General features: G+C 37.5%; 12 protein-coding genes. 5 read left to right on the plus strand and 7 right to left on the minus strand.

Annotation, left to right across the window (positions count from 1 at the left end; translation table 11 throughout):
• Window positions 1–7: 7 nt before the first annotated feature.
• Window positions 8–295 (minus strand): hypothetical protein, encoded by a 288-nt coding sequence (locus AC58DT_RS09940; protein ID WP_497216692.1) that lies wholly within the window; start codon window positions 293–295, stop codon window positions 8–10.
• Window positions 296–697: 402 nt separating this feature from the next.
• On the opposite strand from AC58DT_RS09940, the gene AC58DT_RS09945 reads away from it, so the two are divergent.
• From AC58DT_RS09945 to AC58DT_RS09965, 5 genes are all read left to right on the plus strand, one after another.
• Window positions 698–1,423, plus strand: coding sequence for an SOS response-associated peptidase (locus AC58DT_RS09945; RefSeq protein WP_497216693.1), 726 nt, complete (start codon window positions 698–700; stop codon window positions 1,421–1,423).
• 35 nt (window positions 1,424–1,458) lie between these two features.
• Window positions 1,459–1,740 carry a hypothetical protein gene (locus AC58DT_RS09950; RefSeq protein ID WP_497216694.1) on the plus strand — a complete coding sequence of 94 codons (282 nt, stop codon included), beginning with the start codon at window positions 1,459–1,461 and terminating at the stop codon, window positions 1,738–1,740.
• A 419-nt stretch (window positions 1,741–2,159) separates the two neighbouring features.
• Window positions 2,160–2,549, plus strand: coding sequence for a hypothetical protein (locus AC58DT_RS09955; protein WP_497216695.1), 390 nt, complete (start codon window positions 2,160–2,162; stop codon window positions 2,547–2,549).
• A gap of 3 nt (window positions 2,550–2,552) precedes the next feature.
• Complete coding sequence (locus tag AC58DT_RS09960) at window positions 2,553–2,813, plus strand: type II toxin-antitoxin system HicA family toxin (protein ID WP_497216696.1); 261 nt, start codon at window positions 2,553–2,555, stop codon at window positions 2,811–2,813.
• A gap of 393 nt (window positions 2,814–3,206) precedes the next feature.
• Window positions 3,207–4,421, plus strand: a complete 1,215-nt coding sequence (locus AC58DT_RS09965; protein ID WP_497216697.1) for a phage integrase SAM-like domain-containing protein — start codon at window positions 3,207–3,209, stop codon at window positions 4,419–4,421.
• Between the two features lie 65 nt (window positions 4,422–4,486).
• Here AC58DT_RS09965 and AC58DT_RS09970 read toward each other — a convergent pair whose 3' ends face one another.
• From AC58DT_RS09970 to AC58DT_RS09995, 6 genes are all read right to left on the minus strand, one after another.
• Window positions 4,487–6,445: a heavy metal translocating P-type ATPase gene (locus AC58DT_RS09970; protein WP_497216698.1), complete on the minus strand. Its 1,959-nt coding sequence runs from the start codon at window positions 6,443–6,445 to the stop codon at window positions 4,487–4,489.
• Between the two features lie 41 nt (window positions 6,446–6,486).
• On the minus strand, window positions 6,487–6,903 hold the full coding sequence (locus AC58DT_RS09975; protein WP_497216699.1) for a Fur family transcriptional regulator: 417 nt from the start codon (window positions 6,901–6,903) through the stop codon (window positions 6,487–6,489).
• A gap of 8 nt (window positions 6,904–6,911) precedes the next feature.
• Window positions 6,912–8,141: an efflux RND transporter periplasmic adaptor subunit gene (locus AC58DT_RS09980; protein WP_497216700.1), complete on the minus strand. Its 1,230-nt coding sequence runs from the start codon at window positions 8,139–8,141 to the stop codon at window positions 6,912–6,914.
• 17 nt (window positions 8,142–8,158) lie between these two features.
• Window positions 8,159–12,574 (minus strand): CusA/CzcA family heavy metal efflux RND transporter, encoded by a 4,416-nt coding sequence (locus AC58DT_RS09985; protein ID WP_497216701.1) that lies wholly within the window; start codon window positions 12,572–12,574, stop codon window positions 8,159–8,161.
• A 109-nt stretch (window positions 12,575–12,683) separates the two neighbouring features.
• Window positions 12,684–12,992: a DUF6660 family protein gene (locus AC58DT_RS09990; RefSeq protein ID WP_497216702.1), complete on the minus strand. Its 309-nt coding sequence runs from the start codon at window positions 12,990–12,992 to the stop codon at window positions 12,684–12,686.
• Between the two features lie 317 nt (window positions 12,993–13,309).
• Complete coding sequence (locus AC58DT_RS09995) at window positions 13,310–16,396, minus strand: efflux RND transporter permease subunit (RefSeq protein WP_497216703.1); 3,087 nt, start codon at window positions 16,394–16,396, stop codon at window positions 13,310–13,312.
• Window position 16,397 lies beyond the last annotated feature (1 nt).

A 16,397-nucleotide genomic window follows, 5' to 3' on the forward strand; every position in this document is an offset into this window, starting at 1 on the left:
AAATTATTTAAAGATGCCTTATAGCGGTCAAATTGTTCCTTATTTCCTGTTTTCTTCTTCCCTTCAAGGTCTTTATCGCCAATGTCTTTAGCTTCAATAAAGCCAACCGGAATATTTTTTTTGTAAGTATATAATCCGGGGCACCACAGGATTGGCGTTTTGGTTCGTTTGTTGCTCTTATCTCGGGAACTAAATTTTCAAGAAGTTGCTGAAGGTCGCCCCTAAATGTATGTTCGGTAGCATTACCTAATTGATAGCGTTGATTTATGTTGTTTAGGTATTGGTCTATGGTCATTTAATTCCTGTATATGTGGATGATTTGGTTAGAGGAACTAAAATTAAGAATAAACTTGGATGTAAGCTCTTATTAATTTAATAAAGGTCTATTCTCGGCTTCTTAATAAACCTATACAATAATTAATATCTTGTGTGAAATGCTTTATAAGTTCATTCATTTCATTAACCCTATTTTCTGGCTTTTTTTTGCTTTTCAAAAGTGGTTCTAACTGCTTAGAAATAGTTTGCTTTAAATTATAATATAAATTAAATCGGGTTCATCACTATTTTGATGAAAAACTTTCTATGAAAGCATTAAGTATTGAAATGGCTATTTCTAAACTCACAAAAAATTTACATCCATTTTATTTACTTCGAGAAATGAAGATGCTATCTACAAAGAAATAATTATTTTAGTGGGATGTGTTACGAAACTTCAAATACAAAAAATAGGGAGCAAGTCGAAAATTATAGTAAAGCAGTAGTTAGTGAGGTACTTGGATATAAACCAAACTATCATGTTTCTGGATTTTCAAAATATACAAATCAATATATTATACCTATGGAAAATAAGGGATTGATATTTCCAACAGTTTGGGGATTGATACCTGAGTTTGCATTGAATGATCCTGATACATTCTCAAAAAAGTATAATACTTTAAACGCTAAAAGGGAAACTCTTTTTTCCAGTATAGTATATAGGGAAAGTGCAAAAAACAAAAGATGTCTTATACTTGCGGACGGTTTTTTTGAGCCACATAAAGAAGGAAAAGTTTCTATTCCATATTATTGTTATATTCCCACAAAAGAATACGAGGACGGGAGAGATATGTTTTGTTTTGCTGGTATTTATTCGGAAATAGGTATTGACCTTTATAGTTGTAGTATTATAACCACCGAAGCGAATGATTTTTTTTCAGAAATACACAATGTAAAAAAAAGAATGCCTTTAGTATTGGATGAAGGTTTAAAAGATGAATGGCTTAATGACGGTTTAAAACAAAATCAAGTTGAAGAAATTATGCAAAATGGCTTTACTTCAAAAGAATTTAACGCATATCCTGTAAGCAGGGATTTGTATAAAAGGGATATAGACACAAACAATCCAAAAATTTTGAATCCAGTTGATAATAACAGCCTTTTTTAATATGGAAATGAACATCTATATCAAAGCAATGGAAATTGGATTTAACGCTAATGACGGTATTAAATATATTGATTTTAAAAAGCCAAATTGAATCAGAACTGAAATGCACCATTGATGGAAGTAAAGAAATCGCATTCTTTAATTGGGTAATGGAAAGCTTTGATACTATTCATAGAAAAGAAATGAAGTCACATGATCTTTATAAAAATACATTGAATCATATTAATCGTAAAAACATACATGGTGGTGACCCTTTGAAATTTGAAATATCTTATCATATTTTCTCCACACGCGTTTTTTATTTGAAGATTATTTAGAATTTAAAGAATCTAGGAAACAAGCCAAGAGCGCCCAGAAATCTTCCACCATTGCCATTATTATTGCTATAATCACTTTGCTAATATCTATTTATTTTTCTGCTACTACACCCAAACCCCCATTTGATGTAAAAGTCATTGAGAAGTCAATCCCAATAAAAGAACAAATCCGTATTTATAATGATATATTAAAATCATTTCAACCAAATAATCAAAAGGACTAAAAAAAACTTCAAATTTAATGCCCCATTAGATTTATAGCTTTTGTAGAAATCAAAAATGATCCGTACATTTGACATCCTATATAGCAAAACGTAATTTTTATGTAAGCTTAATGATTGTATTTCGTCTAAATTTTTGCTAAAACTATCCCCGCCAAAATAAATTTTTATTAATTTGTCATCAAATTATTATTAGGTATGAGCATGTCTCTTAAAATTACTCCTTCAGATAAAAAGGAAAAAAAGGATTTTCTTCGCATTAAAGGCAATGCGATAGAGGCTAAATTAAATATTTTTTCTGGCAAGCAAGGCGATCATTTTTTAACCTATTCTCCATCCCTAAAAATTTCTGGATACGGAAGTACTGAGAAGGAAGCAATTGAATTTATAAAGTTGGAATTAGAAACTTTTTGTGAAGATGTTTTTTCAATGAATACACAGGAGCGCGAAAATTACATTTTATCATTAGGTTTTAAAAAAGAAAAATTTCATACGAAAAATTTCTCAAAAGCCTATATAGATGAAAACGGCCGACTTCAAGATTTTGACCCCGGAACCATAAAGCATGAAGTCCTTGAAACTGCTTAATTTGTGGGGGACTATCGGCCAATAAAGACCAAGTTATTTATTAAGTTCTTAGAACACCACAACTGCTATCGACACGGTGAAGCAAGAGGCTCTCATTTTTATTGGAAACGTCCTGGACTTACTCGCAGAATAGTTATTCGTGAAAGCGATAAGGATATACCACCATTCCACATTAAAACAAATTTAGACACTCTTGGACTTTCCATTCAAGATTTATTAGATTTTTTGGATAAAAAGTCGAAGAACAAGAAAAAATCCAAATAACAAAAAGGGAAAAAGAAAAACAATCGTACATTAATCGTACAAAAATATAAAACAGAAAACCGTAAAAACTTAATAAATAAGTAATTACGGTTTTTCTCTGTACAGGCGGAGAGACTCGAACTCTCACACCGTAAGGCACTAGATCCTAAGTCTAGCGTATATTGCACTAAAGAAACGTAAAAACACTCATTTTCAATGATTTATATGTTTTACCATTTTCTTTAAAGTCATTTAATATCAGTTGATTTCAGCATTTGTTGTACCTATGTTGTACCTAAAAAGCTCAATAAATTCGTATCTTTATAAAAAGTGTACAACAAAAATTGAGCAAAAAACGCAATGTTGTACCTATGTTGTACCTGATTTGACTTTCGTACTCAAAACAGGTCAATTATGTCATCAAATGCAAAAATAGTTCTTCGTAAAAAACCGAACAGCAAAGGTCAATATCCATTAGCTATTCGAATTACAAAAAATCGTCGTTCCACCTATCAATATGTTGGTCACTATATTGATATAGAGGAATGGGACAAAAAAAACCTAAGGGTAAAAAAATCAAATCCAAATGCCGATAGTCTAAACAAGTTATTATCACAACAACTTTCTGATGCCAATAAGGCACTTATTGATTTACAGTCCGAATATAAAGATGCTTCGGCAAACCAGATTAAAAAAGAAATTTATGCGTCAGGGAATTCCTCAACTTTCTTTGAACTGGCACAAGAGCATCTGGACGAACTGGAAGTTGCAGAAAAGTTAAATCGCCTATCCACGGACAGTGCATTGATTAGTTATATAATAAAATATCATAAATCTAAACAGCTTTCATTTCAAGAAATTGACGAGCGTTTTCTTAAAAAATTGATGATATACCTCAAAGTTAAGCACGACCTTGCAGAGACTTCAATAATGAATATCCTTGTTTTAATCCGCTTATTGTTCAACAGAGCTATAAAGTTAAAAATAGTTAGTAGGGAATTGTATCCTTTTGGTGGTGACAAAATTAAAATCAAGTTTCCAGAGACTACAAAAATAGGGTTGAATATTATCGAGATAAGAGCTATTGAAGATTTAGATAATCTAACCCCCAATGAAATCCATACAAGGAATGTTTGGCTTTTTAGTTTCTATTTTGCAGGAATGCGGGTTACAGATGTGCTCTGGACAAAGTGGTCAGACATATATGACAATAGGCTTCATTATAGAATGAATAAAAACTCAAAACTACTGTCCTTAAAAATTCCAGATAAGGTTCTAAGTATTTTGGATTTCTATAGAGATGATAAAAGACACGCTACAGATTTTGTTTTTCCTGAATTGAAAAAGGCTAATCTGGATGATGCAAAAGACATTTATAATAAAAGAAAAACGGCAACCAAGAAATTCAACGATAACTTAAAATCCATTGCCAAAAAAGTAAAAATAGACAAGAAGATTACAATGCACATTGCCAGACATACTTTTGGTAATATTGCCAGTGATTCCATTCATCCTTTAATGTTACAAAAACTATATAGACATAGTGATTTAAAAACAACATTGAATTATCAGGCAAATTTTATACATAAAGAAGCAGATGATGCTTTAGATAGTGTTGTTAACTTTTGAATATTCAAAAAAAAGAGTAAATAAACTGAAATTAGCAATTCATATAGTCTGGATTAGGTGGTAGTTCACTTCCATTTCATTCGTTGTAATCTAACCGCATTTAAAATTGCCAACAAAGCCACACCAACGTCTGCAAAAACAGCTTCCCACATTGTGGCCAAACCACCTGCTCCCAAAACTAAAACCACAGCTTTCACGCCAAATGCCAGTCCAATGTTTTGCCAAACGATTCGGCGCGTGGAACGACCTATTTTTATGGCTCTTGCTATTTTGGAAGGTTGGTCTGTTTGGATGATAACATCTGCCGTTTCGATGGCCACATCGCTGCCCAAGCCACCCATTGCAATACCAACATCACTCGCTGCCAATACTGGTGCATCGTTGATGCCATCACCTATAAAAGCCACTCTGTTGTCGGTTTCGGCCATCAGTTTTTCGACTTCGGCTAATTTATCTTCTGGCAACAATCCACCTTTTGCCCAATCAACGCCCATTTCTTTTGCCACTTGTTGGGTTATGGAATCCTTGTCGCCGGAAAGCATTATGATTTTGGAAATTCCAGATTCACGAATTTGTTTGATGGCATCGTGGGCATCTTCTTTCAATTCGTCTGCAATGATGACATAGCCAGCGAATTTGTTTTCAATGGAAACCATCACAATGGATTCTACAATGTTGTCGGTTTCAGATGGAACTTCAATATTATTTGAATTCATCAAGGGCTTATTCCCAACTAAAACAGTTTTGCCATTGACCGTTCCCTTTAATCCTTTTCCTGCGACTTCTGTTACTTCTGTTGCCTGAAAATCTTCGCCATCGTCTTTATATTCCATTATGGCCTTGGCAATGGGATGGGTGGATTGTTCTTCCATCGCCATTAGATATTTCATAAATTCGGGTTCTTCCCAACCAATGGCTTTTATTTCCTTGATTTTGAAAACACCTTTGGTCACAGTTCCGGTTTTGTCCATTACCACTGTGGAAATCCTTGTCATTTCGTCCAAAAAGGATGCGCCCTTAAAGAGAATTCCATTTTTTGAAGCTGCTCCCAATCCACCGAAATAACCCAAGGGAATAGAGATAACCAAGGCACACGGACAGGAAATAACCAAGAATATCAATGCCCTGTATAACCAATCGCTAAACACATATTCTTCAACAAAAAAGTAGGGCAAAAATGTTAACCCAATCGCCAAGAACACCACAATAGGTGTATAAATTCTGGCAAATTTCCTGATGAACAATTCAGTTTTTGATTTACGTGTTGTGGCATTCTGCACCATATCGAGGATTCGTGCAATAGAACTGTCCTTGAATGCTTTGGTGGTTTCAATTTCAATAACACCATCCAGATTGATGCTTCCCGCAAATACTTTTTCGCCTTTGGCAATGGTGTCAGGTTTACTCTCGCCCGTTAAAGCCGCTGTATTGAATGAGCCTTTTTCAGAAAGTAAAACTCCATCCAGAGGAATTTTTTCGCCAACTCGGACTTTTACTTTTTCACCTATTTTGACGGTTTCGGGATTTACAGCAACATATTCGGCATTTCGATAGACCAATGCTTCATTTGGCCTTACATCGAGAAGAGATTTAATGTTTCCTTTGGCCTTTTTTATCGCAGCACTTTGGAACAATTCGCCCACGGCATAAAATAGCATTACGGCAACACCTTCGGGATATTCGCCTATGGCAAAAGCTCCCAACGTGGCTATTGACATTAGGAAGAATTCGGTAAAGAAATCACCTTTTTTAATACTGTTCCAACCTTCTACTATCACAGGAAAACCGACTGGAATGTAAGCTATAACATACCACAGGATGCGTATCCAACTCGAAAAATGAGGTAAGGTTTCAAAATAATCAAAAGCAATCCCTGCAATTAGCATTACAAAACTGAAAATTGCTGGCAGATAGGTTCTGAAATTTATTTTTTTGTTATTGTTCTTAGGACCTTCTTCGTGCGAATGTTTACCCGAATGCATTTCGACATCAATATCACGAAGATTTACTTTTTTCTTTTTCATATACACAATAAATTATTTAAAAGGGTGCAACGGAAGTGCATCTATTGTCCACTACACTTTTCACAAATTCCTTTAATGACCAAATTTGCATTTTCGGCCAAATAGCCATCGGGCAAATTGATATGAGGGATTTTATGCTCTGTCAAACAAACCGTTTCATCACAATTGGTACAATGAAAATGTAGATGCAAATCTTGGTCGAGTTCGCAACTGCATCCTATTTCACATAAGGCATATTTTGAGATTCCTGTACCATCATCTATTTGATGAACTATCCCTTCTTCTTCAAAAGTTTTTAAGGTTCTGTATAAGGTTGTTCTATCTGCTTTCACAAAGGTGTTTTCAATATCGGTTAGTGCAACCGCAACTTCCTTTTCTGCCATATACTTATAAATCAAAATGCGCATCGCAGTTGGTCTTATTCTTTTACTTTCCAATTTTTCTTCTATTTCTTTCATCTATACAATTATTTAATAATCAAGTAATCATCGTCTCCCAATTCGCCTTTTATCATTTCTGACGATAATGTATATGCACCTTTGGTTACAACTCTTATATTTTCTGGATTTTCAGTTTGCAGATTGATTTCAACATATCCCAAATCAGTAATACCAATGATAACGGGAATCATTTTAAACTTTATTGTGTTTTCTTCCTCTTCACCGTCCTCAACCAAAATAAAAATAAAGAACTGTTCACCCTCTTTGATAATGGCATCTTCAGGTACTGCAAACACCATTTTTTGGTCTTGGACGATTCTTCCTTCAACATACATTCCGGGAAGTAGTTCTTTGTCCTCGTTATGAACATCGGCGTGGACGTGCAATGCTTTTGGGTCATTTTCAAAGGTTTTCCCAATGGCGTGTATTTTTGCCTTTAAAACCTCGTCTGGTTTTGCTGCTACTGTAAAGTATATTTCCTGTCCTAACTTCACTTTTCTGATGTCCTTTTCATAAACTTTAAAATCTACGTGTATTTCAGAATTATCACTTACAGTGAACATTTTGGTCTGCGGCGCCACATAATCGCCAAGACTTACTGTTACTTCATCTACGTAACCGCTTATGGGTGTTGTAATAGGCACTGCAGAATAAATCTGTCCTTGCAAAACCTTGTCTGTATTAATACCCAGCAATTTCAATTTTGAACGTAAACCATTGACCGAAGAAGTAGTGGAACGAAACTTGGATTGTGCCATTTGAAATTCTTTTCCTGAAGACACCCCTTTGTCATAAAGCGTCTGTTTACGTTCAAAATCCTGTTTCAAAAATACGAGTTCATCATTTTTTTCCTGATATTCCTGTTGCATTGTAATAATATCGGGATGTTCCAGATAAGCCAATACTTGACCTTTGCTTACTTTATCGCCTTCAATAACTTTAATGGAACGGGCGTTGCCACCCACAAATGGGCTTATGTTTGCCCTATCTTGTGGGAACAGTTCCAATTGACCTGTAACCTTTATGGTATTGCCCAGGCTCTTTTTTTCCAAAGGATTCGTTTCAAGACCTATGGTTTCAGCCTGCTCTTTAGTAAGTTCAACAACGCCTTCTTCGTGGTTTTCCTCGCCGTGTTCCATATTTTCCGAACTTGCGGTTTCTTCATTATGACCTTCTTCTTTCTGATTATTATTACAGGAAGCGAACACGAAAGTCAGGGCTAAAAATAGTATGACTGCTATTGCTTTATTTTTCATTTCTCTTTTATTTAATATTATAGATTGCCCAATTGGTATTGTACCTCGATGGCTTGTTGGTTATATTGATTGATATATTGTAAGTGGGTTTGCTTTATACTGATGGCACTATTGAGTATGGTTATATAGTTCACATAATCTATCTCGCCCTCCTTGGATGCCAATTGTGCCGTGGAAATTTGTTCTTCAGCCAAAAGCAAAGCACCTTCTTCATAATACTGTAATATCTTTTTTGTTTTTTCAAGGGATTTGAGCAGTTGCAAAACACGGCTTTCAGTAATCGCTTTTTGTTCCAAATATTGGTTTTCAGCGACCATTGCATCTGCCTTGGCTGCCTTTATCCTTGATTTCTGCGGAAAAAACCATAGCGGAATATTGATTCCTGCCTGATAGGTATTGAAACCTGAAATATCATCTACTATTTGCCGTCCATAGGAAAGACTAAATTTTGGCAAGAACTGCGATTTTTCTACACCCACATTTGCTTTACTAACTTCCACATTTTGAAGGGAATATTGCAACATTGGATTATTTACTACAGACGTTGAATCCATCAAGGTGTTCAAATTCATTGGCTGATATAAAGCTGAAACCGTTTCAATGGGCGCATCCGTTCCCAAATATTGCTTTAAGGCACGTTTTGCAATTTCAATGTCATCATAGGCCTGTTGCCTCAATACCTGAATTTGTTGGTATTCCGAAGAAGCGGAAATAAATTCAAGCTTGCCAGTTTCGCCCGTATCATAACGCAACTGTGCCGCGGTCTTAAAATTGGCATAAACACTATCCAACTGTTCTGCAAAACGCAATTGTGCTTTGTTATAATTTATCAGGTCGTAAGCCTGCATCACATTACGGACCAACTGTTGCTCATTGACAGCATATAATTTTTCGCCCAAAGCCACGCGTTCTTTATAGAATTTCGATTTTGAAAAACCAGAAAGCAAATCAATATTACCCTGCTGTACGCCAATGGTAGTTTGCACTCCGGGAAGGTTGTTGCCATATTCTTCCTTTCCCGTAAAAACCTGTGTGCTGCCCAAGTCGAAACTTGTACCCTTCATTGCTTGTTCACGTTCTATAAAGGCCTGGCTTTTCTTAACGGAAGGATAATTTTGCTTTGCCATTGTAATGGCCTCTTTCAAAGTAATGGTTTTTGGAATTGTTGTATTCTGGTTTATTTCCTGTGCAAAGCTGTTTCCGGAAGTGAATACGCCTCCCAACATTAATAGAATAGTAATTACCGCTGTGCTTTTATTGATGTAACTTATTTCGCCACCGTTACCTTTTTTCTCTTTACGAGATTCGAGCAAATAATATAAAACAGGGATAACCACCAAGGTTAAAAATGTTGCCGTAAGCAATCCACCAATAACAACCGTTGCCAATGGTCGCTGGACTTCTGCACCGCCAGAGGTGGAAACAGCCATTGGGATAAAGCCCATAATGGCTGCTGTTGCCGTTAACAAAATTGGCCGCAAACGTTCGTGCGTAGCGTCGTAGATACGTTTTTTTAAATCTGTCATTCCGTTTTCTTTTAGTTCGTTGAATTTGTTTATGAGTACCAGTCCATTCAATACGGCAACACCAAAGAGTACGATAAACCCAACACCCGCAGAAATACTGAAAGGCATACCTCGAACCCACAAAGCAAAAACACCTCCAATAGCTGCCAATGGCACAGCCATATAAATCATTAAGGATTGTGAAAATGAGTTGAGTGCGAAATAGAGCAAAATGAAGATTAAAAACAATGCGATGGGCACTACAATCATTAAGCGGTCTGTGGCTCGTTGCAAATTTTCAAAAGAACCGCCGTAGGTTACGTAATAGCCAGCAGGTAATTTAACTTCGGCTTCCAGCTTCTGCTGAATTTCTTCCACCATTGTTTTTACATCACGTCCCCGAACATTCACACCAACCGATATACGACGGTAGGTATTGTCCCTTGAAATTTGCATAGGACCGGGTTTGTAACTGATTTCAGCAACTTCCTTTAAAGGCACTTGTGCACCATTTGGCAAATCGATATAAAGATTTTTAAGACTGTTGATGTCCTTTCTAAATTCCTTTGCCAAACGAATAACAACATCAAATCGTTTTTCACCTTCAAAAATGACACTTGCTTGCTCTCCTGCAAATGAAGCACTCACATAATCATTCAGCTTGTCAACGGTTACACCGTATTGTGCCATTTTTGCGCGGTTATATACCACTGTCATTTGTGGCAAACCGCTTGTAGCTTCTACATTGAGGTCTGCCGCTCCAGGAACGGTTCTTATGACCGCAGCGATTTCCTGTACCTTATCTGCCAACACGTCCAAATCTTCTCCGTACAATTTGATTGCCACGTCCTCACGAACACCGGTGAGCAATTCATTAAAGCGAAGTTCTACAGGTTGGGTAAAAACAAAGTTCACTCCGGGAATCACGGAAATCTTCTCTTGGATTTTTTCTATGAGTTCTTCCTTACTATCTGCCGAGGTCCATTTGCTTTTATCTTTTTCCAGAATAATATAGCTATCGGCAATGTCCATTGGCATTGGGTCTGTGGGGATTTCGGCAACGCCAATCCTTGACACCATCGTTTTGACTTCGGGAAATTTAGTAACAATATTTTGAAGTTTTTTCGATACTTCAATGGATTCGGTAAGGCTACTACCTGGCTTTATAAGAGCTTGCATAGCAATATCGCCTTCGTCAAATTTTGGGATAAATTCGCCACCCATATTGCTGAAAACAAATCCTGCTATTAATAGCAAAGCAACCGCACCAATAACAACACCAGCCTTAAAGCGCAATGCAAAATTGAGCAACGGTGCATACGCTATGTTTAAACCGGACATTATTTTATCACTAAACCTATCAATCTTGTTTTCAAATTTGGCGAACCAACTATTTTGATTTTCGGTGGGTTTTAAAAATAATGCCGAAATCATTGGCACATAGGTAAGGCAAAGGATAATGGCTCCCAAAACGGCAAACCCAAACGTGAACGCCATCGGACGGAACATTTTTCCTTCAATTCCTGTTAAAAATAGAATAGGAGTAAATACAATGAGGATAATCAATTGTCCAAAAAATGCGGAATTCATCATTGTACTTGCCGAATCGTATGCAATTTCATCCATTTCAGCCTGATTAATATCTGATGTGGTTTTTTTCATCCGCTGATGAATGTGGAATACCATTCCTTCTACAATTATTACGGCACCATCTACGATGATTCCAAAGTCAATCGCTCCCAATGACATCAGATTCGCCCAAACACCAAATTGTTTCATCATAATAAATGCGAACAATAGGGATAAAGGGATTACCGAAGCAGTTATTAATCCACCACGAAAACTTCCCAAAAGAAGTACTAAAACAAATATTACAATGAGTGACCCTTCAATAAGATTTTTTTCAACGGTACTTGTGGTTCGTGCAATAAGGTCACTTCTGCTTAAAAAAGTATCTATATATACGCCTTCAGGCAAGGATTTTTGTATTTCTTTGATACGTGCTTCTACATTTTTAACCACATTGCTCGGGCTTTGTCCTTTCAGCATCAAAATCTGTCCACCAACAGATTCGTGACCCTCTTGGGTAAAAGCACCATAACGTACTTGATTACCATAGCCTACTTTTTCAGCTACATCACGTATCAAAACAGGACTACCGTTTTGTGTGGTAACAACAGTGTTTTCTAAATCCTCGATACTCCGTGCCAAACCTTCTCCACGGATAAAATTGGCTTGGTGGTTTTTTTCAATATAGGCACCACCTGTATTGGCATTGTTCATTTTCAGGGCATCAAAAACCTGATTCATAGTAATACCAAAACTTTTAAGTTTATCGGGGCTTAAAGCCACTTCATATTGTTTCACAAAACCTCCAAAAGCATTGACCTCTACGACTCCAGGTACTAAAGCCATCTGCCGTTTTACAATCCAGTCTTGAATGGTACGAAGCTCCATTGCATCATATTTATCTTCGTAGCCTTCCTCTACTTTTAATGTGTATTGGTAAATTTCGCCCAAACCAGTGGTAATGGGTGCCATAAAGGGCTTGCCAAATCCATCGGGAATTTCTTCACTAACTTCTACAAGTTTCTCTTGTACAAGTTGTCGAGGTAAATACGTTCCAACTTCGTCCTCGAAAACAATGGTAACGACAGAAAGCCCAAAACGGGAAACGGAACGCAACTCGATAACATCGGGTAAATTGGCCATTGCCAATTCAACCGGGTAGGTTACAAATTGCTCAATATCCTCTGTTCCCAAATTAGGAGCAGTTGTTATAACCTGCACTTGGTTGTTGGTAATATCGGGTACAGAACCCAAGTTTATTGTAGCCATTGAGTATATGCCCGCACCAACAAGTGTCACTATAAATAGTCCAATAATAAACTTGTTATTAATGGAAAATGAAATGATTTTATTAATCATAGAAAAGTAATAATTCAGTTAAACCTTCCGATAAAAGCCAAAAGACCTATCGAATTGAAAATGACCAAAATGGTCAGGATAGGATATAGTTATCCTATAAAAAACTGAATCAAACTTTTGGGGGCTGAAGAAGAGAAAGGTGAATATCTTTGCCAAGACTATCGAAATGGCTGAAGTTCTCTTTTGAAATCGTATCTTGAAATGGATTGAATGAAGATATGCCAAAATCTATGGTGTGAACGTGGCAACAATGGCATTGGCAAAAAGGTGAACACAATTCACAGTCTATGTTGTGGTCACCATCAAAATCGGTTACGGTAACAACTTGGGAATCGTCCTTAACCTTTCCTGTATCGCTACAAGGCACAACATTAAGTGCCAAAAAGTAAATGGATAATATTATTGCTATGTATTTCACGATGCAAAGATAAAAGAATTATGGTGCAACTGTGTTGCAAATAATGATATCACTATATTTTTTTTATATGAAGCATTACCCCTCAAATTCTGATTAAAACATTTAACCAACATTTGATATAATTCAGGATGTTTCTTTTTGAGCAAGTCCTAAAAAGAAATTGAAAACCGTAATTTTTACTATTACTTTTTAGTTTGTATCAACCGTAGCCCTTTCGTAGACAAATTAATCCCACCCAAAATTCATACTTTTATTCATTCTTAATTTTTAAAAATATGTAATATGTTATATTTTGGGCAGAACTTATACTTATCTATTTACACTACGTCTTTCTTTGTTATTAATTGATACACACAAGGAATTACCACCAAGTTTAATATAGTTGCTGATAACAAACCGCCTAAAATTACAACTGCCATAGGGCTTTGTATTTCACTACCGGGTTCGCCACCTTTTAGAGCCAATGGTATCAATGCCAGACCTGTGGTAAAGGCAGTCATTAAAATAGGGTTCAATCTATCTAAAGCCCCAGCTTTTATCAACTGAAAACCCTGTACTCCTTCTTTTCTCAAATCTTCATATCGTGAGACCAAGAGAATACCGTTTCGTGTGGCAATACCAAACAAACTGATAAAGCCTATGGTCGCTGCAATACTTATGATACCTGATGTAAAATACACAATCAAGATACCACCAATCAAGGCCAGAGGTAAATTAATCAACACTACGAACGCCAGTTTTACGTCCTTGAATTCATAATACAATAACAAGAAAATGACAGCTATGGCGATGATGGCCGTTATCAAGAGAAGCTGTGATGCTTTGGATTCACTTTCAAACTGTCCACCATATTGCACACGGTAGCCTTCTGGCATATTCACGTTATTGGCCACAACTTCCTTTATTTCGTTTACCGCACCACGCAAATCCCTGCCCTGTACATTGGCGGCTACCACAATCTTTCGTTGCACATCTTCCCGATTGATGGTATTTGGACTACTCACGGATTGTACCGTAGCCAATTCGCCTAACGTGGTCTGTCCTCTATTCGGTAAACTGATCAAGGTCTTATTGATGTTCTCAATATTGTCGCGAAACGGTTTTTCGTAACGGACCACCAAATCAAAATATTGCTGTCCTTCATAAATCTCGCCCGCTTCTTCTCCCGCAAAAGCGATATCCACTTGTTCCATAAGATTACCCACCGTCATTCCATAAGCCGACAAAATCTGGCGTTTGGGTTTGATGCGTATTTGCGGTACTTCAATTTGTTGGTCAACCGCAACATCTGCCAATCCATCAATGTCCTTGATGTTCTGTTCCACGCTTTTGCCTACTTCAAATAGTTGTTGTAAATCTGAACCAAATATCTTGATGGCAATATTGGCGCGTGTTCCGGAAAGCATATGGTCAATACGGTGGGCGATGGGTTGTCCCAAGGTAATATTGACACCTGGTGCAACGCTCAATTTGTTTCGGACTTCCTCAAAGAACTCTTCTTTTGTTTTGTCCTCAAGGACAAAAGGCACATCAATTTCAGAAGCATTGACACCTTGCGCGTGTTCGTCCAGTTCGGCACGGCCTTGTCTTCGGGTAACGACCTCTACTTCGGGCATATCCAATAGTATAGTCTCGATTAATTTACCTGTCTTGTTGCTTTCTTCCAAAGACATTCCCGGGGGACCGACAACACTAATTACCAAAGAGCCTTCGTTGAATTCAGGAAGAAAACTCCGCCCTAATTGTGTGACAACCAACAGACTTAACAGAAAGGCAATCACGGTTACGCCTATAATGGTTTTGGGTGTTCTGGTTACACGTTCCAAAAGAGCTCCATACCGTCTTTGTAGCCATCGCTCCACGCGTGTACCTTCAGCCTGCTTGTTCAAAAGCTTTTCATTGTTCAATAAATAGGAACACAGAATAGGCGTGACCGTCACGGCAACTACCAATGAGGTCAATACTGATGTTACAAAGGCTATTCCCAGCGGTTGCAACAAGCGACCTTCCATTCCGCTTAAAAAGAACAAGGGCACAAATGATACAATAATAATTAAGGTAGCGATGATAATGGAACTTCGTATCTCTACCGAAGCATCACGTACTACTTTTATGGTCGATTCCCGCTCTGTTTTCGGTTTTCTGATATTTTCGCGCAAGCGTTTATACACATTTTCCACATCGATGATGGCATCATCTACCAGCGCACCTATAGCAATGGCCATACCACCCAAACTCATTGTATTTATGGTGTAACCCAACCATTTTAATATGATGATGGAAACCAATAATGAAATAGGGATAGCCAGCAAGGAAATAACGGTAGTTCTCCAGTTCATCAGAAAGATGAAAAGGATAATCATTACAAAAAATGCACCTTCTAAAAGGGTCATATTTAGATTACTAATAGAAGCATCAATAAAATCGGATTGTCTAAAGATTTGACTTTTGATGTTGACCCCGTTTGGCAATGAGGATTCTAAATCAGCAATCGCTTCATCCAAGCGGTCTGTCAGCTCCAAGGTGTTTACATCGGGCTGTTTAGAAATGGTCAGAATCACAGCGGGATTTGCGTTTAACGAGCCATCGCCAATTTTATCGGCAGCTCCTACTTGTACCGTGGCCACATCCTTAATCTTTATGGTCTGGCCGTTTACTTGCTTTAGAACCGCTTCCTGCAAGTCTTCCAGCACATAGGCTCTACCGCTTCCTTTAATGATGTATTGATTGCCATATTGGTTTATAATACCGCCAGGGGCATTTTCGTTAGCCTCCCTAACGTGTTCTACCAATTCTGATAGGCTTACGTCGTAATACTTCATCTTTTCGGGATTGGCAAATACTTGGTACTGCTTGTAATCTCCACCAATGACCACCACATTTGCAATACCGCCAATGGCTTTTATACGAGGCCTGATGGTCCAGTCGGACAAGGTTCGCAATTCCATTGGCGAAAGACTATCCGATGTCACGCCCAAGAGCATTATTTCGCCCATAATGGAAGATATAGGTGCCATTGTAGGCGCACCGATTCCTTCGGGTAGGTTCTCCCGTACCATTGGGATGCGTTCGCTTACAATTTGGCGTGCACGGTAAATATCGGTTCCCCATTCAAATTCTACCCAAACAATGGAAATACCTGCTGCCGATGACGAACGGATTCGTCTCACGTTGGGCGAACCGTTCAAGGCAGTTTCCAATTGATAGGTTACTAATTTTTCGACTTCTTCAGATTCCATTCCGTGCGCTTCGGTAAGAATGGTTACCGTAGGTGCCGTTAGGTCTGGGAATACATCCACGTTCATCGTACGGGCATAATAGATGCCCAACACGCTCAATGCAACCGCTCCCAATAGAATGAGCAATCTGTTTTGAAGTGAAATTGATAATATTTTATTTAACATT

It is taken from the genome of Aequorivita sp. CRS11 (assembly GCF_059693805.1).